This is a genomic window from Bradyrhizobium sp. LB14.3 (genome assembly GCF_040547985.1).
In the GTDB taxonomy this organism is placed as follows: Bacteria; Pseudomonadota; Alphaproteobacteria; order Rhizobiales; family Xanthobacteraceae; genus Bradyrhizobium.
On sequence record NZ_JBEPQT010000017.1, the window covers coordinates 13,237 to 33,439 of the forward strand.

The following is a 20,203-nucleotide window of genomic DNA, read 5'->3' on the forward strand; positions in this document are numbered from 1 at the left end:
CCACCGGCGTGGGAAACCACGACCCCGTCCGGCTCGGCTGGATACTTTGGGAAAAATTGGAGCGGGCGAAGGGGCTCGAACCCTCGACCCCGACCTTGGCAAGGTCGTGCTCTACCACTGAGCTACACCCGCATCCTGTGTCGGCCGCGTGACGCGCCCGGCAACGGCTGTCGTATGCCAAAACCGGACGCCGAATGCAACAGCTACGCGCGGCATAGATTCGCATTGGACGGCCCATATGGACCCAAACCCGGGCAAATCGGCCAAAAACGCCCCGCAACCGCCGAATCGTCGCGCACGGATTGAAATTCGGCCGCCCCGGCCCAATTTTAGGGCGGACAGCGAAGCATATGAATTGGCGGCGTGCTAAAGACCCGCCATTCCAGATACAGACGAGGGGATCCCGTGACGATCATCGAACAGGGTAACGGAGCGGCGGGCCCGGCTGCGACCGATCTGATCAAGGACACGACCACCCAGACCTTCGTGAAGGACGTCATCGAGGAATCGAAGCACCAGCCGGTGCTGATCGACTTCTGGGCGGAATGGTGCGGCCCCTGCAAGCAGCTTACGCCCTTGCTGGAAAAGGCCGTCAAGGCCGCCAAGGGCAAGGTCAAGCTGGTCAAGATGAACATCGACCAGCACCCGGCGATCCCGGGCCAGATGGGCATCCAGTCGATTCCGGCGGTGATCGCCTTCGTCAACGGCCAGCCGGCCGACGGCTTCATGGGCGCGGTGCCGGAGAGCCAGCTCAACGCCTTCATCGAGAAGCTGACCAAGGGCGTGACCGCCCCGGGTGAGCCGAATGTCGCGGAAATCCTCCAAGAGGCCGAGGCCGTGCTCGCCGAGGGCGATGCCGCTGCGGCCGCCCAGATCTACGCGGAAGTGCTGGAGCACGAATCGACCAACATCGCGGCCCTTGCCGGACTCGCGAAATGCTACGCCACCTCCGGCGCGATGGAGCAGGCCAAGCAGACGCTGGCCATGGTGCCGGAATCCAAGCGCAACGACCCCGCGGTGAAAGCCGTGCAGGCCGCGATCGATCTCGCCGAGCAGGCGCAATCGCTCGGGCCGGTCGCCGAGCTGGAACAGAAAGTCGCCGCAAACCCGCTCGATCATCAGGCGCGATTCGACCTCGCGACCGCGCTCAACGCGCAAGGCAACCGCGCCGCCGCCACCGAGCAACTACTCGCGATCATCAAGCACGACCGCAAATGGAACGACGACGGCGCCCGCAAGCAGCTGGTGCAGTTCTTCGAGGCCTGGGGCGGCACGGATGATGCAACCGTCGAGGGACGCAAGCGCTTGTCGATCATCCTGTTTTCCTAAGGCGAGCAGGCAAGGCCAGGGGACCGGGCAGATGCCGATCAATATCGAATATCGCGGGCCCGCCGACCTTCCGGAGATCCTTCCGGTGTTTCCGCTGCCGGGCGCGCTGCTGCTGCCGCGCGGGCAGATGCCGCTCAACATCTTCGAGCCGCGCTACCTCGCGATGATCGACGATGCCTTCCGCGACGGCCATCGCCTGATCGGGATGATCCAGCCCGACATCGCGCACTCGCGGAAGAACTCCGACAGGCCGGCGCTGTTCAGCGTCGGCTGTGTCGGCCGCATCACCCAGCTCGCCGAATCCGGCGACGGCCGCTACATTCTCGAGCTGACCGGCGTCTCGCGCTTCAGGGTGCTCGAGGAGCTCGAAGTGCTCACCGCCTACCGGCAGTGCAAGGTCGACTTCTTCGCCTTCGTCGACGATTTCACGCCGCGCATGGGCGAGGACGAGGTCGATCGCGAGGCGCTGCTGACGGTGCTGGCGGACTTTTTGAAGGCCAACAACCTCAAGGTCGATTGGGAGGGCGTCGAGACCGCTCCCAATGAGGCGCTCGTCAACGCGCTGGCGATGATGTCGCCCTATGGCGTGGCCGAGAAGCAAGCGATGCTGGAAGCGCCTGACTTGAAGACCCGCGCCGAAATCCTGATCGCCGTCACCGAGATGGATCTCGCCAAGAAGCGCACCAGCGGCGATCCGCCGCTGCAGTGAGGGCTTGGACGCTCAGGCAGCGCGGACGGCCGCTCCGGCACCTCGCAGTATTCTGGCGATGTCGGATGCAGGCATCGGCCTACTGAAATAGTAGCCTTGCGTCTCGACGCACCCCTCCTCACGGAGGATATCCAGCTGCTCCTTCGTTTCGACGCCCTCGGCGGTCGTCACCTTACCGAGGCTGATTGCGAAACGAACCACTGCTCGCGCGAGATGGTGCGCCTCTGCCCGCGCGCTGGATAGTTCGTTGACGAAACTGCGGTCGATCTTGATCTTGTCGAACGGGAATCTTTGCAGAAAGCTCAGTGATGAATAGCCGGTGCCGAAATCGTCCAGGGCGATCCGCACGCCGAGTTCGCGCAATTGGCCGAGCACTGCAAAAACAGCCTCGCTGTCATGCATGATCGCCGTCTCGGTGACCTCGAGCTCGAGTCGGTGCGACGCGACTCCCGAATTCGCCAGCGCGCCGATAACGACCGGAACAAGCTCCTTGCTCCTGAATTGAGCGGGAGACAGATTGATCCCGATCCTGACATGCGCAGGCCATTTGGCCGCTTCCGCACAGGCGGTTCTCAGGACCCATTCTCCCAGCGGCACGATCAAGCCGGTCTCCTCCGCAAGCGGGATGAATTCGTTCGGCATGACCAGACCGTGCTGTGGGTGATGCCAGCGTAGCAAGGCCTCGAAGCCGCTGATTTTGCCGGTCGCGGAGCTGACGAACGGCTGGTAGTGGAGCTCGAATTGATGGCCGGCAATCGCAGCCCGCATGTCGCGCTCCAGGTTGCGTCGCGCATGCATGAGCTCGTCGAGTTCCGGCTCGAAGAAGCGGAATGCACCACGTCCGCCACTCTTGGCGGAGTAGAGAGCGAGATCCGCACTCTTCATGATCACGTCGGAATCGTTGCCATCACGCGGCGCGATGGCAATGCCGATGCTGGTGCCCACCGTGACCCGGTGATCGCCGAGATCGAACGGTTCGCAAAGCGCTTTTCTGATGTTCTCGGCGAGGGCGGCGGCTTCCACGGCTGGGCTGGTCACGTAGTCGATCACCGCGAACTCGTCGCCGCCCAGTCGAGCGATCAACGCAGTTTCCGTGGTGCATTCGCGCAGACGCGCAGCAACGGCGCGCAGCAGGGAATCGCCCGTCGGATGTCCAAGGGTGTCGTTGACTTCCTTGAAGCGATCGAGGTCAAGTATGAGCACGGCTAGATCGACGCCGCCGTTGCGCGTAACCGCAATGGCATGCTCCATCCGCTCTCTGAGCAGCACGCGATTTGGCAGATCGGTCAGCGCATCGTGTTGCGCCATATGAGTGATCTTCGCCTCGGACCGGCGTTGCTCGGTGACGTCGAGATGCGTAGCCACCCATCCGCCACCGGCCATTGGCTGTCGCGTCACGCAGATCAGCCGACCATCCGCAAACTCGTCGATTCTGCTCGAGACAGCATCGAAAGGCAACGCGGCCAGCTTCGAGATGAATTGCTCGGCAGCGTCCTCGCTGGGGTCGCCCTTGAGGACTCCCTTCACGATGCGATGCCTGATGATGTCGGTGTGCGATGTCCCCGCCCTCAGTAGCTCCGGCGGCAGCCGATAGAGCAGGGCATAACGCTCGTTGCAGACGACAAGCCGCTTCTCCGCATCGAACATGCAAAGGCCCTCGACCATGTTGTTGATGGCCGTGTCCAGCCTGATTTTCTGGTCCTGGATTTGCTTTTGCGAATCTTCTACCTGTTGCCTGGCGAGCGAAAGCTCACTGATGATTTCCTCGAATCTGCTGGTTCTGGTCGCAAGGCGGCGATCCGCCAGCACGCCGATAAAGCTCATCCCGAGTACTGACAGAGCCACACCCGCAATTGCCACGGCGAGGAAGCCGGGAGAAAGCGACAAGGTATCGCTTGCCAGCGTCGGGTCTGGGATGATCTGCACGGCCCCCATAGCCGTGAAATGATGCGACACGATGGCGAGAGTCAGCAGCAGCGCCGCTACGAAGGTCCCCCACTTGTTCTTGCTGCCCAGCGCAACCGCAAGGGCGGCGTAGCCCAGGACCATGCCGAGGGCGATGGAGACGAGCACCAGCTCCGGCGACCAGCTCACGCGACCAGGCACTTCGAGGGCCCACATGCCGAGATAGTGCATGCTCGCAATACCGGCGCCGATAATTCCGCCGCCGGCAGCCGCGCGCCACGGGCCGGAATTGCTGACGGCAACGCCAAAACCGCATGACGTCAGGATCATCGCCGCGGCGAGCGACAGAGCTGTCAGAGCGATGCCGTAACCGGTTGAGACTCCGGGCTCGTAGGCGAGCATTGCAACAAAATGCGTTGCCCAGATTCCATAACCGATGGCGGCGCCGGCGATCGCAATCCACATCAGCCGGGTCCAAGCTCGCGACGCGATCGCCCGATGAAAAATGCTGACGGCTACAATACTTGCGGCGAAGCAAACCAGACCGGCGAGCATGACAAGGCGCCAATCATGCTCTGCCGTGAGGCAGGTAAAAACGCGGAACATCGAAATCGCCTCCGTCGTCCGATATCGCCGATTGTGGATGGGCTAAACGTTCTTCGCGTTAATTTGGTGCAACTCCTGATTGCATGCTTAGCGGCAGGTTAACGCTATCTATGCAATTCGATTTGCCGAGCATTTGCGCGGAGGATGTAGCGCCATCAGACTGCGAACAACCTGTGCCGAGATCCGCAACGGACATTTAGAGATGACCGCGGATGCGCTTGCGTCCCGTGATCATCGCGCGGATCAGGTTCTCGCGCTGAAGAAGCCCCATCAGCAGCACGCCCAAGACGTGCAGCACGACCAGGACGATGACCGCGTCCGATGAATAATGGTGGGTGTCCTCGACCCACCAGACGCCGAAGAAGGTCACGGTCACCGACATCGCGCCTGATATCGTCGAGACCGCGAGTGAGGCCAGCAGCGCCACCAGCATCAACGTGCCGGCGGGATTGAGCCCGATATAACGGCCGGTGATGCCGCGGCGCAGATTCCAGAGATAGCGCGGCGCGGCCCGAAGCCTGACGCCGACCATGCGGAAGCGCGAATAGCGGCTTCCCCAAAAACCCCAGACCAGACGGAAGGCGAGAAGCCCGAGCACCGCATAGCCGACGATGCCGTGAAGTCCGTCATAGACGGTGGGCGTGAACCAGGCGGCCAGAACGCAAGCCGCGAGCGCCCAGTGCCAGAGGCGCAGCGGGAGATCCCAGATCGTGACTGTCCGCGAAGCGGTTCGATCCGCGGGGCTCCGGTTGGACACCCCGCGCGCTTCCGGTACCGGTTCTTCAATCAAGCGAGGGCCACCCTCAGGCGTGACTTTGCGCAGACCATTTGCGCGCAGACTATCTCGCGCGGTCTACTTCGCAATCGTGTGCTTGAGGCTGAGATCTTCGGGGCTGTAGAACAGTTCGTAAAGCTTGCCTTCCTTGACGCCGTAGACCTCGTAGCAGGAGCCTTCGATCTTGGAGCGTCGCACCTCGTAGCCCAGCGCCTTGGCCTTGGCTTCGGCTTCGCTCGCCGGCTTCCACGACGCCTTGTCGAGCTTGGTGCAGTCCTTGAAACCGTCAGCCATGGCCGCCGATCCCGCGCCAATCCCGATCGTCAATGCAATGGCAACAACACGAATGACCTTCACGAACGTCTCCTCCTCTGTCGTGGGCGCTGCGCCTGGGGCGAAGCGGGACCGAAGGAAGCAAAGCACATGATGAAGTCAATCCGGTTCAGCGCCGGCAGGCTTTAGAGTTATTCTAACGATCCGAAAAAGATCAGTTCTCTCCGTATGCAGCACGCATTTGCCGGACTACTGCGGCCTTACGTCTCACGGTTTGCGCGCAGCCAATCCGACCACGAGAGACGTCCACGCACGCCGCGGCTGACGACAATACCCATGCCCCGGGCCTTCGCATCCGAAAGGCCGATCGGCAGGATCCTTCGATGCAATTTCCTCGCATCCTGATATTGGCGGGCGAAGGTAACGAGATCGAGCGCTTCGGGGCCGCCGATCTCCGTGCGCTCGCCGCGCAGCCCGTCGAACGCGCAAGTCACGACATGAGCGGCCACATCGGAAGCGTCGACGGGATCGAACGTCGTGGTCGGCACCGGCCAGAGCGGAAGCCAGGCGAGGCCCGAGAGGAACTTGTCGAGCAGATAGTAGAACGGCATTGCGCGAACCACGGACCAGGACAGGGCCGACGCACGCACCAGCCGCTCGCCGGCCAGCTTGACCCGCGCATACGGCAGGGTCGCCTCTTCGAGGCCGACGATCGAGACGTGCAGGAAGTGCCGCACCGACGCCTTCCGGCATAGCGACAGCAACCGCTCCGTTCCCTCGACATCCACGGCGGAGGGCGATCTGAAGAAGTCCACGGGCCGCACACCGCCGCGCCGCGCGATCGGCGAGCAGGTCGCCGCGTTGATGACCGTATCGACACCATGCAGCGCTTCGCGCAGCCCAACGCCGGTGGCGAGATCGCCGGTTGCCCATTCGACGTCCGGTCGCACGGCAGGCGATCGCGCGAAAACCCGGATCCGATGTCCGTCCCGAACGAGGCGATCGACGATATCCCGGCCAAGATGGCCGGTTCCGCCGGTGACGAGTGTCAGGGCCATGCTTCAAAGTTCGTTCGTGTTGCGCTCATGGGTGACACCATCGCGGCGTGCGGTTTTCGAGATTGCTTCTGACCGCCTCGACGTGATTGGCGGAACCGAGCAGTGCCGCCTGCTCGGCCGTTTCGGCAGCGAGACCCGTGGCCACGTCGCAGGTCGCGGCCAGATTGAGCAGCCGCTTGGCGGCGCGCACCGCATCCGGGCTCCGGCCCGCAATCTCGTGCGCGATTGCCAGCGCAGCCCTCACGGGATCGTCGGCGAGCTTCGTGGCAAAGCCATAGGCAAGCGCATCCTGCGCCGAGAACACCCGGCCGGTGTAGGTCAATTCGCGCACGACATCCTCGCGCGCGAGGCGGCGCATGAGTTGCGTGCCACCCATATCCGGCACCAACCCCCATTTCGCCTCGATGATTGCGAGCTTCGTGTCGGGCGCGAGATAGCGGAGATCGGCGCCGAGCGCGAGCTGGAAGCCGCCGCCGAAGGCGACGCCGTGGACTGCGGCCAGCACAGGCACGGGCAGCTCGCGCCAGAGCCACACGAGGTGCTGGGCATAGTTCGCCAGACCGTGGGTTCGGCGCGTCAGGTCGACCGAGGGGATCAACGGCTCGCCGGTCGTCGTGGCCAGAAGCCGGTCCAGATCGAGCCCCGCGCAGAAGGCGCGGCCTTCGCCGGAGAGGACGACAGCGTGGACGTCGCTGCGTTTTGCAAGTTTGCTACCCGCCTCGATGATCGCCTCGAACATCGCCGGATCGAGCGCGTTCATCTTGTCCGGACGATTCAGCCGGACATGAGCCACACCGTCGTCAATGGTCAGGCGAACACGATTTTCCATGGCGCCGCTCTCCGCTGTAACGCGTGACTTCTCGTTTTGGTACTCAGTAGCCGGCAACCGCGATGACGACGACGGTGCTGAGCGCCATCCAGCCGAAATGCCGGCCGCGCGTGGCCCATGCGTTGGCGAGCGCGGAGAAACCGAACACACAGGCCATGGTGACGACGATCCAGTGGCGCGCCGGCTCCGATTCCATCCACGGCGCCGCGATCAGGAGCACACCGCCGCCGATCCATGCGACGGTCGAGGCCTGCCAGACCAGGCGGATCAGGGTCCGGAGCCGTTCCGGCTCGATGCGGGCACGGGCAAAGACCTTGGCCTCGCCGAGGATGCCATGGATGAGCGCGACGACAATGGTCAGGACGCCGGCGCACTGGAGCAAGAGGTCACGCATGGTCAGGGGCTCCCTAAGGCTTCATCCATACAGCTATGTATGGATAGATAAGTGCTGGCTTGCTGTCTGTCAATACACTAGTGTATGGTTGGACTCCGGGAACCCGATATGACCGAACAGCTCTCTGCCGACGACTGGATCAAGGAGGGACTGAAGGCGCTGGCTAAAAGCGGCTTCACGGCCCTGAAGGCAGATCCGCTTGCCAAGGCCATGGGCGTCTCGCGCGGCAGCTTCTACTGGCATTTCGCCGATCTCGGCGCGTTCCACGCCACTGTCCTGAAGCGCTGGCGCGAGATCGCGGCCGAGCAGATCATCGCCGATGTCGAAGCCGCCAGCGACGAGCCGCTGAAAGCGCTGCTGCGCAGGACGTTTGGCGCGCGGCTCGACCTCGAGCGCGCGGTGCGGAACTGGGCGGCCTTCGATGCGGCGGCACAATCGGCGGTGCGTGCAATCGACCGGCGCAGACTGGACTATATCGAGACGCTGCTCTCGAAGCGGGGGCTTGCGCCCGCGATAGCGCAGGCGCGGGCGCAGGTTCTGTACTGGACCTTTCTCGGTTTTGCCTTGTCGGGCACGCCGGTGCCGGCGGCACGACTCCAGGGCCTGCTCGACGAGATCCTGCGGATGGTATCGGCCTAGCGGACCGCAATGGGCGGCCGCGGTTTTCTGTGCTAGAGGCAACCGATCGTCGGAGACAAAAATGAACGCGCCCACCGAACGCCCCGAACCCAGCGTCGATCCCAAATTGCTGGAGATCCTGGTCTGCCCGCTGACCAAGGGCCCGCTGGAGTTCGATTCTGCAAAGCAGGAGCTGATCTCGCGCAGCGCCAAGCTCGCTTATCCAATCCGCGACGGCATCCCGATCATGCTGCCGGAAGAGGCGCGGAAGATCGATTGAGGGTTTTGTAGCCGGATGGAGCTACGAAAATCCTACAACGCCTCGCCTTTCAACAACCGCGGTATCTCACCGGTCAAACCCGCGGCCTGGCGGATGAAGAGGTTCTTCAGCGGCGGGGCGCGGTCGACGAGGCCGAGGCCGATGTCGCGCACCGTGCGCAGCAGCGTCGACTGGTTGGAGAACAGGAAGTTCAGCGAGTTGGTGGCAACGCCCATCGCCATGGTGTCGAAGCGCCGCCAGCGCTGGTAACGTTCGAGCACGTCGGCGCCGCCGATATCCATGCCGAGCCGCGCGGCATCGACCACGACCTCGGCCAGCGCGGCGACGTCCTTCAGCCCCATGTTGAGACCCTGGCCCGCGATCGGGTGGATGACGTGGGCGGAATCTCCGACCAGCGCGAGACGCTGGGCGATGAAGGAGCGCGCGACGAAATAGGACAGCGGGAACGCAAGCGGCTTGTCGAGCGCCTTCACCTCGCCGAGATGCAGGCCGAAGCGTCGCTCGAGCTCGCCGTGAAATTCCTCGTCGCTCAAGCCAATGATGCGCGCGGCTTCGCTGCGGCGCTCGGTCCACACCAGCGAGGAGCGCTTGCCCGATAGCGGCAGGATCGCGAACGGACCGGCGGGCAGAAAGTGCTCTTCGGCGCGGCCCTCGTGATCGCGCTCATGCCCGACGGTGACGACGATGCCGGACTGGTCATATTCCCAGCCATGGGTGGCGATGCCGGCGCGCTCGCGCAGTTTCGACTTCGCACCGTCGGCCGCAACCAGGAGGCTCGCCGCAATGACACTGCCGTCACCGAGCGTCACGTCGATGCCCTCGGAACGCGCGTCGTAAGACGACACGGTGGTCGCGCGGAGATCGATGCCCTCGGCCTCGGCGCGCACCACCAGCGCATCGATCAGGCGGCGGTTCTCGACCATATGCGCGAACGGCTCGCCCGGCGCGACGTCGCCGGCAAAGTTGAGGAACGCCGGACGGGTGGCGTCTTCCAGCTTTGAATCGGTGACGACCATGTCGAGGATCGGCTGCGCCTCGCCCCTGACGTCGTCCCAGGCGCCGATCGCCTCGAACAGGCGGCGGCAGGCGGCCACGATCGCGGTCGCGCGCGGGTCTCGGCTCGGACGTGTGGAGAGCGCGGGGTCGGCGACGATGACGGGGATCTCGGGGCCGAGCCCCTGGCGCAGCGCCAGGGCCAGCGCAAGGCCCGCAAACGCGCCGCCACCGATGACAATGCTACCCTGTACTGACATACCCAATTCCCGGCCAAATCCTGGTCTTGCTAGCAGACTTGAGGTGGGCGAAACAGTGCGGTGAAACAAGGGCGGAACGGCCCGAGCTGTCATTCCGGGGCGCGCACAAGCACCAACCCGGAATGGCGAGGCATTTTGAAAGCACCACCATGTCCAAAAGCCTGATCGACCTCATTTCGATCCTCGACCTCGAACAGCTCGAGGTGAACCTGTTCCGCGGCAACAGCCCCAAGACCAGCTGGCAGCGGGTGTTCGGCGGCCAGGTGATCGGACAGGCGATGGTCGCGGCCTGCCGGACCGTGGAGGGCCGGCTGCCGCATTCGCTGCACTGCTATTTCATCCTGCCGGGCGATCCGCAGATCCCGATCATCTACCAGGTCGAGCGCCTGCGCGACGGCAAGAGCTACTCGACGCGCCGCGTCACCGCGATCCAGCACGGCAACGCGATCTTCTCGGTCATGGTGTCGTTCCATGCCGAGGAGGAGAGCGCGTTCGACCACCAGGACAAGATGCCCGACGTGCCGCCGCCGGAAAAGCTGACCGCGGAGGAGGTGGCGAAGCAGCCGATGTTCAAGGAGATGCCGGAGTTCATCCGCCGCTACTATGAATCCGACCGTCCGATCGAGCTGCGCCCGGTCGAGCTCGGCCGCTATTTCGGACAGAAGATAGAGGACGGCCGCATCCATGTCTGGATCAAGACCGCAGCGACGCTGCCGGACGATCCGGCGCTGCACATGTGCGCGCTGGCCTATGCGTCGGACTTTTCGCTGCTCGACGCGATCATGGCGCGCTACGGCCGCACCCTGTTCGACAAGCGCATGATGCCCGCGAGCCTCGACCACGCGATGTGGTTTCACCGTCCGTTCCGAGCGGACGAATGGCTGCTCTACGCACAGGATTCGCCGAGCGCGCGAGGCGGCCGCGGCTTGACCCGCGGCTCGATCTTCAAGGCCGATGGCACGCTGGTCGCCTCCGTCGCGCAGGAAGGCTCCGTGCGCGAACGGAAAACCCCAGAGGCATAAGCGCGATTGATCGCGCCTATGGCTCTCGACGTCATGCCCGGAGCGATCCTCGCGGAGCCAGGACAGTCTCCGAGGCGAACCAGTTCATGATCCAGCGATACACCCAGGGGATCGGGATGATGAAGCCGCACAGGAATGCGGCCACGATGCCCCGCCAGAGAATCCCGAGACCGCTGCCGTTGAAGACGATCTCGCGCCGCGTGCCTTCGATGCTGCGGCAGAACCAGCGCATCTGAGCCGCGGCGACCCAGGCCCAGCCGATGATGGTGATGATGGAGATCGCAAACAGCAGGCTCCAGCCGACATAGGCCCAGACCGTGCCGGTGAAGCTCAGGCCGAGCGGCTGCCCGTTGGAGGCGAGGTTCGCGACCATCCATTTGATCAGGAGCCAGTAGAGAACGATCTGGGCGATGAATATCAAATTGCTCAGCAACGGGACGCCGATGTAGCCGATCACGATCGCCAGAACGATGAATCCGAAATACCAGGGCACCAGCGCCATCGCATTGCCGGTGAAGCTGAGATTGGGCCTTCCGGGGACCTGCACGCAGGACACGATCCATTTCGTGTACCAGACGAACACCCACGGCACCGGGATGATGAAGCACATGCCGATCAGCATCACGATGCTGCGCCAGGTGAACTCGAGGATGCCGAAATCGACCGCCAGCGATCCGCCGCCGCCACCGCCAGCATAACCGCCGGAGCCCATCATCGGCGGTCCACCGGCCGGCATCATCGGGGGCGCACCGCCGCCGCCGCCGATCAGGCCGGGGATTTCGGCGGCCTTCTGCCAGCCGGCCATGCCCTCCGACCACACCAGCGTATCCGGGCGCACGATTCCTTGCGCGGCCAGGTCGCGGAATTGCCCTTCCGGATAGGGCCCCTGCTGCTTGCCCTCGGATGCGTAGAACCAATTCGCCATGATGCGTCCCCCCTCAAACATACTTATGTACCGGCCGGGACGCTTGGGTTCACCGCATCCATGCCAAAAACGCATTGTGGAGGATGAACGGCTGCCCTGTACAGAGGCGGCCGTTCACATGGCTCCACGTTTTTCCGCTTCAATCTGCAAGTTTTTTATGCCATTTGCCCGGAAAGATGCCAGATTGACGCAGCGCCGGGGACATACGGCGCGGCGCATCCCCGGGGAATAGGCCTGACCATGAAACTCGTCGTCGCGATCATCAAACCCTTCAAGCTCGATGAGGTCCGTCAGGCCCTGACGGCGATCGGCGTCCACGGCATGACCGTGACCGAGGTGAAGGGCTATGGCCGTCAGAAGGGCCACACCGAAATCTATCGCGGCGCCGAATACGTCGTGAACTTCCTGCCCAAGCTCCGGATCGAGATCGCGGTGGCCTCCGATATCGCCGAGAAGGCCGTCGCCGTGATCACCGCGACGGCGCGCACCGGCCAGATCGGCGACGGCAAGATCTTCGTCACGCCGATCGATCACGCGATCCGCATTCGCACCGGCGAAACCGACAGCGACGCGCTTTGAAGACCCTCAGGGTGAGGAGCGCGGAACGCGTTTCCGGACGATGCTTTGCATCGCCGGGCGAACCATGAAGGCCCGGCACTCGCCCGCGGCCGTCCTTCGAGACGCCTGCTTGTCGCGGGCTCCTCAGGATGAGGGTGGAGTGCGGTGAGACAGGGACTAACTCTTATCTAGATCGCACCGGGCAACGACGCCACAGCGTGCGACGCAATCACTATGCTGGGGGAAATCGACATGGCGGGATTGTTGCGCCGCGCGGCTGCTATGGCCGCGCCGATCGGGTTTGTGTCGATCATGGCTTCGCCGGCGCGCGCCGCAGGCTCCGAGATCAACACCGCCGACACCGCCTGGATGATCGTCGCCACCGCGCTGGTGCTGATGATGACGATCCCGGGGCTCGCGCTGTTCTATTCCGGCATGGTGCGCAAGAAGAACGTGCTCGCCACCATGGCGCAAAGCCTCGCCGCGGTGACGATCATCTCCATTCTCTGGGTCGCGTTCGGCTATTCGCTGTGCTTCGTCGGCGACGGCCCATGGATCGGCACGCTCGACCGCTGGTTCCTCGCCGGCATGACCATGGACAGCGTCAACCCGGCGGCGAAGACGATCCCGGAAGCGCTGTTCATGCTGTACCAGATGACGTTTGCGATCATCACGGTGGCGCTGGTCGCGGGCGCGGTTGCCGACCGGATGCGGTTCTCCGCCTATCTGCTGTTCTCCGTCGCCTGGTTCATCTTCGTCTACATTCCGCTGGCGCATTGGGTCTGGGGCGGCGGCTTCCTCGCCGGCATGGGCGTGCTGGATTTCGCCGGCGGCCTCGTGGTGCATCTGTCGGCCGGCACCGCTGGCCTCGTCGCCGCGAAGGTGATGGGACGCCGCCATGGCTACGGCACCGAAAATCTTTCGCCGTTCGATCTGTCGCTTGCGGTGATGGGCACCGGCCTGTTGTGGGTCGGCTGGTTCGGCTTCAACGGTGGCTCGGCAGGCGCGGCCAATTCGCGCGCGGTGCTGGCGATCATCGCGACCCATCTCGCAGCCTGCTCCGGTGCGCTGACCTGGGCCGCGATCGAATGGTCGACGCGGCGCAAGCCTTCCGTGCTCGGCATGATCTCAGGCGCGGTGGCCGGCCTCGGCACCATCACGCCGGCATCGGGATTCGTGGCGCCCTGGCACGGTATCGTCATCGGCGTGATCGCAGGCCTCGTCTGCTACTGGGCCTGCACCTGGCTGAAGCACCGCTTCGACTATGACGATTCGCTCGACGTGTTCGGCGTCCACGGCATCGGCGGGATGACCGGGACCCTGCTGGCCGGCGTGTTCGCAACCAGCGCGATCGGCGGCACCGCCGGCCTGCTCGAAGGCCATCCGCAACAGCTGCTGATCCAGCTCTGTGGGGTCGCCGTCACCTTCGTCTGGTCGGCGGGTGTGAGCTTTGTCCTGCTCAAGCTGGTCAGCCTGTTCGTGCCCTTGCGCGTATCCCGCGAGCACGAGCTCGAAGGACTGGACATTTCGCAGCACGGCGAGGCGCTGCAGTAATCGGGGGCTTGCGCAACACATAAGCGTATGCTTATGTGTTGCCATGATCGAAGCCGATATCTTCAAGGCGCTGGCCGACCCGACCCGCCGCAAGGTCTTTGAGAAGCTTGCCGGCGGAAGCCTGAATGCGAGCGCTTTGCGCAATGGATTGGAGATCAGCCAACCGGCGATGTCACAGCATCTTGCGGTGCTGCGCGGGGCAGGCTTGGTGCGCGAACAGCGCCAGGGCCGCTTTGTGAATTACGAAGTCGATCCCGAAGGAATCGTCGCTATCGGGGCCTGGCTTGCGCGCTACCGCGCCTATTGGCCGAAACGCATGGATGCCCTCGCCGATCTCTTGAAGGATATGGATCAATGAGTGACGCCGTGAAGCCTGATCCCTCCGACGCAGCGCTCGTGCTCGAATATGAATTCGATGCGCCGCCGGCAAAGGTCTGGCGCGCTGTGACCATTCCGGCCCTGCGCGAGCGCTGGCTACCCGATTCCGACGTTGTGGGCGCCGAGCCTGAATCATCGATCGTGGGCGAAGAGGTGCGCTACCGGCTTCGCGATTCCGAACCGCCGTTTCGCGAAAGCCATGTCATCTTCCGGATCGAACCGAACGAAGCTGGTGGCACCCGCGTTCGCATCATCCAGCAAGCCTGCGACGATCGCGTAAAGCTGCCGCAGGCCGCCAATACCAATTGCTGTCTGATGCGCGCGGCCTAGCGGCAAAAAGACTTCATCACCTGCAGAAATGGAGGTCGCCGATGCGCGACATGCTTCAGCTCGTCCCTATGGTCGTCGAACAATCCGCCCGCGGCGAACGATCTTTCGACATCTATTCGCGGCTCCTGCGCGAGCGCATCATCTTCCTCAACGGCGAGGTCAATGACGCGATGTCCGGACTGGTCTGCGCGCAGCTCTTGTTTCTGGAGGCGGAGAATCCGAACAAGCCGATCAATCTCTACATCAATTCCTATGGCGGCGTGGTCACCAGCGGCCTCGCGATGTACGACACCATGCAGTTCATCAAGGCGCCGGTCCACACGCTGTGCATGGGCACCGCGCGCTCCATGAGCTCGTTCCTGCTGATGGCCGGCGAACCCGGTCACCGCGCCGCGCTGCCCAATGCAAGCCTCCACGTGCATCAGCCGCTCGGCGGCTTTCAGGGCCAGGCGTCCGACATCCTGATCCACGCCAACGAAATGCAGGAAACCAAGCGGCGCATCATCCGGCTCTATGCGCAGCATTGCGGGCGCCCTGAGCAGGACGTGGAACGCACCCTGGACCGCGACCACTTCATGACCGCACAGCAGGCGGTCGACTGGGGACTGATCGATAGGGTTTTTGCAGAGCGCGACGCCGCCTGATGGTCTCTGCCGGCTACCGTCCGGCAAGCCTCGACCCGCCCAAGCTGGTTGGCCGGTTGCGTTTCCCGTGAGCACAAGTGCGAGGGGCCCGATATTTCGCAGCACGAGAAGCCCTGCAACAGGCTCCGCCTTACTAAATTACCTTTCTGCTGCCCGACGCGTGAGCACCATTGTGTCGGCAGCCTGTCGTGCCTTTATTTTAATCAGGCATGATCAGGTATTGAGCGCGACGTAATAGCGCACTGCAGCGCGATACGCGCCAAACGCGAAAACACCCGTTTTCATAGTCCGTTAGCCAACGCGCCCGATCTGGCACGGCATTTGATTCTATGGGTCCTGGCTGTGCCCGCGTAGTGAACTTTCTCCCTCGTGGCGAACCAGTCGAGAAACGCCCGGCCATGTCCGGACCGGGCCAAGCGGGGATAGGACCCATGAAAATTGTTATGGCGATTATCAAGCCATTCAAGCTGGAAGAAGTCCGTGACGCCCTGACCGCCATCGGCGTTCACGGTCTCACGGTGACGGAAGTCAAGGGGTATGGCCGCCAGAAGGGCCATACGGAAATCTATCGCGGCGCCGAATATGCCGTGAGCTTCCTGCCCAAGATCAAGATCGAGGTCGCTGTCGCCTCCGACCAGGTCGACAAGACCATCGATGCCATCACGTCCGCCGCGAAAACCGGACAGATCGGCGACGGCAAGATCTTCGTCATCAATCTCGACCATGCGGTTCGGATCCGCACCGGCGAGGCCGATGCAGCGGCCCTCTGATTTCGCGCTCAACCTTTACCAATCAGGAGTGAATACAATGACGTTTAAGCGTCCCTACGGCGCGGGATTGGCGGCTCTCGCAGTCGGCATGTTCGCTGCGACCGCGGCCTATGCCGAGCCAACGGTCAACAAGGGAGACAACGCCTGGATGCTGACATCGACAGTGCTCGTGCTGTTGATGACGATCCCCGGCCTCGCGCTGTTCTACGGCGGCCTCGTCCGCTCCAAGAACATGCTCTCCGTCCTGATGCAGGTGTTCTACACCGTCTGCGTCGTCACCGTGATCTGGGCTGTGTACGGCTACAGCCTCACCTTCACCGGCGGCTCCGACTTCATCGGTGGCTTCTCCAAGGCCTTCATGATGGGCGTCACCACCGATTCGAAGGCTGCGACCTTCTCGGTCGACGCCAACATCTCGGAGCTCATCTATATGTGCTTCCAGATGACCTTCGCGGCGATCACGCCCGCCCTGATCGTCGGCGCCTTCGCCGAGCGCATGAAGTTCGCTGCGATCGCGCTCTTCATCCCGCTCTGGGTGACGCTGATCTACTTCCCGATCGCGCACATGGTCTGGTACTGGCCCGGCCCGGACATGATCCAGGACGCAGCCAAGGCGCTCGCTGCTGCCACTGACGCGGCGGCCAAGACCGCGGCGCAGGCCAAGCTCGACGAGATCAACGCCGACGCCGGCTGGATCTTCAAGGCGGGCGCGATCGACTTCGCAGGCGGCACCGTGGTGCACATCAACGCCGGCATCGCAGGGCTCGTCGGCGCTCTGCTGATCGGCAAGCGCGTCGGTTACGGCAAGGAGCTGATGGCCCCGCACTCGCTGACCATGTCGATGATCGGCGCCTCGCTGCTCTGGGTCGGCTGGTTCGGCTTCAACGCCGGCTCCAACCTCGAAGCCAACGGCGGCGCAGCCCTCGCCATGACCAACTCCTTCGTCGCTACTGCAGCCGCCGCGCTGTCGTGGATGTTCGCGGAGTGGATCATCAAGGGTCACCCGTCGGTGCTCGGCGTCATCTCCGGCGCTGTCGCGGGTCTCGTGGCCGTCACGCCTGCCGCCGGCTTCTCCGGCGTGATGGGTGCGATCGTCCTCGGCCTCGTGGTCGGCGTGGTCTGCCTGTTCTTCTGCACCGTCGTAAAGAACGCGCTCGGCTACGATGACTCGCTCGACGTGTTCGGCGTGCACTGCGTCGGCGGCATCGTCGGCGCCCTCGGCACCGGCATCCTGGTCAATCCTGCTCTCGGCGGCGCCGGGATCATGGACTACACCGCGATCCCGCCGAAGGTGGCCGATTACGACTTCGCAGTACAGATGATCGCCCAGTTCAAGGCCGTCGGCACCACGTTGGTGTGGTCGGGCATCGGTTCGGCGATCCTCTACAAGGTCGTCGATGTGATCGTTGGCCTCCGCGCCAATGTCGAGAGCGAGCGGGAAGGCCTCGACATCACCGAGCACACCGAGCGCGCTTACAACATGTAAGTCTCCTCCCGGGCGCGGCGTCCTCGGGGGCCGCGCCCACAACTACGGTTCGGGGCACATACCCGGCAATGTCCCGACCGTTGAGGGGCTCCAGCGCAAGTTGGAGCCCCTTTCTTTTTGTCCTCGCGGAGGCCCGCACAAATTGCTTTGTATCGGCGTTGAGGAATATCATGGGCGGATTGGGGCTTATCTCATGCGCCTGTTCATTCGCCTCGCATTCTGTTCATGGCTGCTCGTCCTGTCCGTTTTGGAAGCCCAGGCCGATAAGCGCGTCGCGCTGGTGATCGGAAACAGCGCCTACAGGAACGTTCCCGCGCTGCCCAATCCGACCAATGATGCAGCCGACGTTGGAGCGGCCTTGAAGCGATCGGGATTCGATCCTCTCATCGCGACCGATCTCGATCAGGCCGCCATGCAGGAGACCGTTCTTCGCTTCGCGCGTGAGGCCCGCGGCGCCGATGTCGCCCTGTTCTACTACAGCGGGCACGCGCTCCAGTTCGCCGGCGTCAACTATCTGGTGCCTGTCGATGCCGTCGTTCGCGACGAGGTCGATCTGCGCCGCCTGGTACGTGCAGACGAGATCCTGGCGGATCTGCAGCAGGCCAAGAACCTGCGCATCCTCGTGCTCGACGCCTGCCGCGACAATCCATTTGCCGACGAGTTGCGGCGAAACGTCGGACAGGGCCGCGGCGTCACCGTCTCACGCGGCCTCGCCAAGATGGAAAGTCCCGAGGGCACCATCATTTCCTATGCAACACAGGCCGGCCGGACCGCCGACGACGGCAGCGGCCGCAACAGCCCGTATACCAGCGCGTTCCTGGAGCACATCGGCGACAAGGGCAACGTCAACACGGTATTTCAGACGATCAGCGCCGGCGTCTACCAGCGCTCCAAAGGCTCGCAAGTGCCGGAGCTGTCGCTGTCGTTCTTCGGCGAGTTCTACCTGAACGGCAAGCCCGAGACGGCGGCGTTGTCGCCTGCGACGCCCCAGGTCGATCCCTGCGCGGAGGCCGGAGACCATTGGCGCAGCGCGGAAGCGCTGGGAACGCTCGCGGCATTCAAGGATCACCTCGTACGATTCCCGGCCTGCGCCTTCGCAGATCTGGCGAAATCACGCATCGAGACCTTGGCGAAACCAGCGGACGCCGCCAAGCACGTAACCGCGTTCGATGGAACCTGGATCGCGAAGGAGACTTGCGACAACAAGCCTCCATTTCCCGAGGCCTATTTCCAGTATGCGCTGCGCGTCAAGGATGGCGTGCTGCACACTCTCTCCGGGGAAGAGGGCAAGCCCGGTGCGACAATCTATGACGGGAAGATCGAAGCGGACGGCAGCGCGACGGTCACCGTCAGCGGGCTGATTGGCGAGAATGATCCGCTGCGCCGCACCGCCGGCGCGCCCTATCAGTACAAGCTCGCACTCGAGCTGAAAGGAACCACCGGCGCCGGCGTCCGCACCGAGACCAGCCGACCGTGTCGGATGGAACTCTCCAAGCTGACGACACAGAGCCCCGCTGCAAGTCCGGGCCAACCTGATTCGAAGCGGGCGCCCAAGCGCGGGGACAAGACGGCCGTGCTGCCGCCAGATCAGGCCGGAGCAGGGCAACCGCGGCAGACCGGAAGTGGCATGAGCTGTTCGTTCATGCGAAGCAGGTGCGCCACGGCATGCGTCAGTATGGGCGGCCGCGCGGATTGCGCTTCAACCGCTTGTCCACGGCTGGAAGCCGAGTGCATGAGCAGCGGGTGCTGGCGCGGCCGGGGATTCAACGGCTGCGGACTTGCCAAGAGATAGTGCACGAACCGGCTGCAGGCGGTCTGTCTTGGTCCGTCCAGGCGAAAGAAAAAGATTGCCATTCCAGGCAGCCGGCGCAGAAATATCAACCACAAGAAACAACAATCGGGAGGTCGTCATGCGTTTGGAAGGCAGATGCTATTGCGGCGAAGTGCGCTATGTCGCCGAGGGCGACCCGATGATGCAGGCCCAGTGTCATTGCCGCGAGTGCCAGTACATCTCGGGCGGCGCGCCCAACACCTTCATCGCGATGCCGGCGGCCGGCTTCAGCTACATCACCGGACAGCCCAAGCAGTTCACGCGCAAGGACCTCGAGCGCGCCGTCACGCGCGAATTCTGCGCGGAATGCGGCACGCATCTGGTGACGAAAGTGCCGGGACTGCCGGCGACGATCGTGAAGGTCGGTACGCTGGACGAGCCAAAACAGTTCCATCCGCAGATGGCGATCTACACCTGCGACAAGCAGGAGTTTCACGCGATCCCCGCGGGCATGGCGACATTCGAGAAGCTGCCGGGGCATTAGGCGCCTTCCGGGGTCGCTAGAGGTCGGGGGCACATCGGTTGCTTTGCCGCGGTCAGTGCCAGCGCGCGGCCATGCATCCCGTTGTTATCCGGCCTCATTATTCCGGCTCTGGACCGAGGCGGCGACCGATGGTTAATCGCGTCTTAACCTCGCCCTATCTATGGTGAACTGAACCGCTTCCCCGCCGGCGTA

22 protein-coding genes and 1 tRNA gene are annotated in these 20,203 nt (G+C 63.6%); 14 read left to right on the forward strand and 9 right to left on the reverse strand.

Features of this window, described 5'->3' with window-relative positions; all coding sequences use genetic code 11:
* Positions 1-57: 57 nt before the first annotated feature.
* Positions 58-132: transfer RNA gene (locus ABIB00_RS26320), tRNA-Gly, on the reverse strand.
* A gap of 273 nt (positions 133-405) precedes the next feature.
* Here ABIB00_RS26320 and trxA point away from each other — a divergent pair.
* Positions 406-1,329, forward strand: coding sequence for a thioredoxin (gene trxA / locus ABIB00_RS26325; RefSeq protein ID WP_354106369.1), 924 nt, complete (start codon positions 406-408; stop codon positions 1,327-1,329).
* Positions 1,330-1,360: 31 nt separating this feature from the next.
* Positions 1,361-2,038 carry an LON peptidase substrate-binding domain-containing protein gene (locus tag ABIB00_RS26330; RefSeq protein ID WP_247352505.1) on the forward strand — a complete coding sequence of 226 codons (678 nt, stop codon included), beginning with the start codon at positions 1,361-1,363 and terminating at the stop codon, positions 2,036-2,038.
* Positions 2,039-2,050: 12 nt separating this feature from the next.
* Here ABIB00_RS26330 and ABIB00_RS26335 read toward each other — a convergent pair whose 3' ends face one another.
* From ABIB00_RS26335 to ABIB00_RS26360, 6 genes are all read right to left on the reverse strand, one after another.
* On the reverse strand, positions 2,051-4,549 hold the full coding sequence (locus tag ABIB00_RS26335) for an EAL domain-containing protein (RefSeq protein WP_354106370.1): 2,499 nt from the start codon (positions 4,547-4,549) through the stop codon (positions 2,051-2,053).
* A 196-nt stretch (positions 4,550-4,745) separates the two neighbouring features.
* Positions 4,746-5,339, reverse strand: coding sequence for a cytochrome b/b6 domain-containing protein (locus tag ABIB00_RS26340; protein ID WP_354106371.1), 594 nt, complete (start codon positions 5,337-5,339; stop codon positions 4,746-4,748).
* 63 nt (positions 5,340-5,402) lie between these two features.
* Entirely contained in the window at positions 5,403-5,681 is a 279-nt protein-coding gene (locus tag ABIB00_RS26345) for a PepSY domain-containing protein (RefSeq protein WP_247352511.1), read from the reverse strand.
* Positions 5,682-5,857: 176 nt separating this feature from the next.
* Positions 5,858-6,655 carry an SDR family oxidoreductase gene (locus ABIB00_RS26350; RefSeq protein WP_354106372.1) on the reverse strand — a complete coding sequence of 266 codons (798 nt, stop codon included), beginning with the start codon at positions 6,653-6,655 and terminating at the stop codon, positions 5,858-5,860.
* Between the two features lie 25 nt (positions 6,656-6,680).
* Positions 6,681-7,484 (reverse strand): crotonase/enoyl-CoA hydratase family protein, encoded by an 804-nt coding sequence (locus ABIB00_RS26355; protein WP_354106373.1) that lies wholly within the window; start codon positions 7,482-7,484, stop codon positions 6,681-6,683.
* Between the two features lie 43 nt (positions 7,485-7,527).
* On the reverse strand, positions 7,528-7,878 hold the full coding sequence (locus tag ABIB00_RS26360) for a hypothetical protein (protein WP_354106374.1): 351 nt from the start codon (positions 7,876-7,878) through the stop codon (positions 7,528-7,530).
* 108 nt (positions 7,879-7,986) lie between these two features.
* Here ABIB00_RS26360 and ABIB00_RS26365 point away from each other — a divergent pair, with 108 nt between their 5' ends.
* Complete coding sequence (locus tag ABIB00_RS26365; RefSeq protein WP_247444192.1) at positions 7,987-8,517, forward strand: TetR/AcrR family transcriptional regulator; 531 nt, start codon at positions 7,987-7,989, stop codon at positions 8,515-8,517.
* Between the two features lie 61 nt (positions 8,518-8,578).
* Positions 8,579-8,776, forward strand: coding sequence for a Trm112 family protein (locus ABIB00_RS26370; protein ID WP_027535355.1), 198 nt, complete (start codon positions 8,579-8,581; stop codon positions 8,774-8,776).
* 32 nt (positions 8,777-8,808) lie between these two features.
* Here ABIB00_RS26370 and ABIB00_RS26375 read toward each other — a convergent pair whose 3' ends face one another.
* Positions 8,809-10,029, reverse strand: a complete 1,221-nt coding sequence (locus ABIB00_RS26375) for a ubiquinone biosynthesis hydroxylase (protein ID WP_354106375.1) — start codon at positions 10,027-10,029, stop codon at positions 8,809-8,811.
* Positions 10,030-10,178: 149 nt separating this feature from the next.
* Here ABIB00_RS26375 and tesB point away from each other — a divergent pair, with 149 nt between their 5' ends.
* Positions 10,179-11,051 carry an acyl-CoA thioesterase II gene (gene tesB, locus ABIB00_RS26380; RefSeq protein ID WP_247447901.1) on the forward strand — a complete coding sequence of 291 codons (873 nt, stop codon included), beginning with the start codon at positions 10,179-10,181 and terminating at the stop codon, positions 11,049-11,051.
* 31 nt (positions 11,052-11,082) lie between these two features.
* Here the strand turns inward: tesB and ABIB00_RS26385 are convergent, their stop codons facing one another.
* On the reverse strand, positions 11,083-11,976 hold the full coding sequence (locus ABIB00_RS26385; protein WP_354106376.1) for a DUF4339 domain-containing protein: 894 nt from the start codon (positions 11,974-11,976) through the stop codon (positions 11,083-11,085).
* Positions 11,977-12,216: 240 nt separating this feature from the next.
* Between ABIB00_RS26385 and ABIB00_RS26390 the strand changes: the two genes are divergently transcribed.
* From ABIB00_RS26390 to ABIB00_RS26430, 9 genes are all read left to right on the forward strand, one after another.
* Positions 12,217-12,555 carry a P-II family nitrogen regulator gene (locus tag ABIB00_RS26390; protein WP_007604102.1) on the forward strand — a complete coding sequence of 113 codons (339 nt, stop codon included), beginning with the start codon at positions 12,217-12,219 and terminating at the stop codon, positions 12,553-12,555.
* A 231-nt stretch (positions 12,556-12,786) separates the two neighbouring features.
* Positions 12,787-14,088 (forward strand): ammonium transporter, encoded by a 1,302-nt coding sequence (locus tag ABIB00_RS26395; protein ID WP_247447904.1) that lies wholly within the window; start codon positions 12,787-12,789, stop codon positions 14,086-14,088.
* A 43-nt stretch (positions 14,089-14,131) separates the two neighbouring features.
* Positions 14,132-14,446, forward strand: coding sequence for an ArsR/SmtB family transcription factor (locus ABIB00_RS26400; RefSeq protein WP_354106377.1), 315 nt, complete (start codon positions 14,132-14,134; stop codon positions 14,444-14,446).
* On the forward strand, positions 14,443-14,796 hold the full coding sequence (locus ABIB00_RS26405; RefSeq protein ID WP_354106378.1) for an SRPBCC family protein: 354 nt from the start codon (positions 14,443-14,445) through the stop codon (positions 14,794-14,796). Before ABIB00_RS26400 ends, ABIB00_RS26405 begins: the two co-directional genes overlap by 4 nt.
* 41 nt (positions 14,797-14,837) lie before the next feature.
* Positions 14,838-15,440: an ATP-dependent Clp protease proteolytic subunit gene (locus tag ABIB00_RS26410; RefSeq protein WP_354106379.1), complete on the forward strand. Its 603-nt coding sequence runs from the start codon at positions 14,838-14,840 to the stop codon at positions 15,438-15,440.
* A 431-nt stretch (positions 15,441-15,871) separates the two neighbouring features.
* A complete protein-coding gene (locus ABIB00_RS26415) occupies positions 15,872-16,210 on the forward strand; it encodes a P-II family nitrogen regulator (protein ID WP_008142813.1) in 339 nt (112 codons plus the stop codon).
* 37 nt (positions 16,211-16,247) lie between these two features.
* Positions 16,248-17,696, forward strand: a complete 1,449-nt coding sequence (locus ABIB00_RS26420; protein WP_354106380.1) for an ammonium transporter — start codon at positions 16,248-16,250, stop codon at positions 17,694-17,696.
* A 193-nt stretch (positions 17,697-17,889) separates the two neighbouring features.
* Positions 17,890-19,488: a caspase family protein gene (locus ABIB00_RS26425; protein ID WP_354106381.1), complete on the forward strand. Its 1,599-nt coding sequence runs from the start codon at positions 17,890-17,892 to the stop codon at positions 19,486-19,488.
* 118 nt (positions 19,489-19,606) lie between these two features.
* Entirely contained in the window at positions 19,607-20,011 is a 405-nt protein-coding gene (locus tag ABIB00_RS26430; RefSeq protein WP_247352536.1) for a GFA family protein, read from the forward strand.
* The last annotated feature ends 192 nt before the right edge of the window (positions 20,012-20,203 follow it).

Excerpts from the sequence above, each read along its gene's own strand:
- ABIB00_RS26330 (WP_247352505.1), top strand. The coding sequence starts at position 1,361 with ATGCCGATCAATATCGAATATCGCGGGCCCGCCGACCTTCCGGAGATC.
- ABIB00_RS26335 (WP_354106370.1), bottom strand. The coding sequence starts at position 4,549 with ATGTTCCGCGTTTTTACCTGCCTCACGGCAGAGCATGATTGGCGCCTT.
- ABIB00_RS26350 (WP_354106372.1), bottom strand. The coding sequence starts at position 6,655 with ATGGCCCTGACACTCGTCACCGGCGGAACCGGCCATCTTGGCCGGGAT.
- ABIB00_RS26355 (WP_354106373.1), bottom strand. The coding sequence starts at position 7,484 with ATGGAAAATCGTGTTCGCCTGACCATTGACGACGGTGTGGCTCATGTC.
- ABIB00_RS26360 (WP_354106374.1), bottom strand. The coding sequence starts at position 7,878 with ATGCGTGACCTCTTGCTCCAGTGCGCCGGCGTCCTGACCATTGTCGTC.
- ABIB00_RS26365 (WP_247444192.1), top strand. The coding sequence starts at position 7,987 with ATGACCGAACAGCTCTCTGCCGACGACTGGATCAAGGAGGGACTGAAG.
- ABIB00_RS26370 (WP_027535355.1), top strand. The coding sequence starts at position 8,579 with ATGAACGCGCCCACCGAACGCCCCGAACCCAGCGTCGATCCCAAATTG.
- ABIB00_RS26375 (WP_354106375.1), bottom strand. The coding sequence starts at position 10,029 with ATGTCAGTACAGGGTAGCATTGTCATCGGTGGCGGCGCGTTTGCGGGC.
- tesB (WP_247447901.1), top strand. The coding sequence starts at position 10,179 with ATGTCCAAAAGCCTGATCGACCTCATTTCGATCCTCGACCTCGAACAG.
- ABIB00_RS26385 (WP_354106376.1), bottom strand. The coding sequence starts at position 11,976 with ATGGCGAATTGGTTCTACGCATCCGAGGGCAAGCAGCAGGGGCCCTAT.
- ABIB00_RS26390 (WP_007604102.1), top strand. The coding sequence starts at position 12,217 with ATGAAACTCGTCGTCGCGATCATCAAACCCTTCAAGCTCGATGAGGTC.
- ABIB00_RS26395 (WP_247447904.1), top strand. The coding sequence starts at position 12,787 with ATGGCGGGATTGTTGCGCCGCGCGGCTGCTATGGCCGCGCCGATCGGG.
- ABIB00_RS26400 (WP_354106377.1), top strand. The coding sequence starts at position 14,132 with ATGATCGAAGCCGATATCTTCAAGGCGCTGGCCGACCCGACCCGCCGC.
- ABIB00_RS26405 (WP_354106378.1), top strand. The coding sequence starts at position 14,443 with ATGAGTGACGCCGTGAAGCCTGATCCCTCCGACGCAGCGCTCGTGCTC.
- ABIB00_RS26410 (WP_354106379.1), top strand. The coding sequence starts at position 14,838 with ATGCGCGACATGCTTCAGCTCGTCCCTATGGTCGTCGAACAATCCGCC.
- ABIB00_RS26415 (WP_008142813.1), top strand. The coding sequence starts at position 15,872 with ATGAAAATTGTTATGGCGATTATCAAGCCATTCAAGCTGGAAGAAGTC.
- ABIB00_RS26420 (WP_354106380.1), top strand. The coding sequence starts at position 16,248 with ATGACGTTTAAGCGTCCCTACGGCGCGGGATTGGCGGCTCTCGCAGTC.
- ABIB00_RS26425 (WP_354106381.1), top strand. The coding sequence starts at position 17,890 with ATGCGCCTGTTCATTCGCCTCGCATTCTGTTCATGGCTGCTCGTCCTG.
- ABIB00_RS26430 (WP_247352536.1), top strand. The coding sequence starts at position 19,607 with ATGCGTTTGGAAGGCAGATGCTATTGCGGCGAAGTGCGCTATGTCGCC.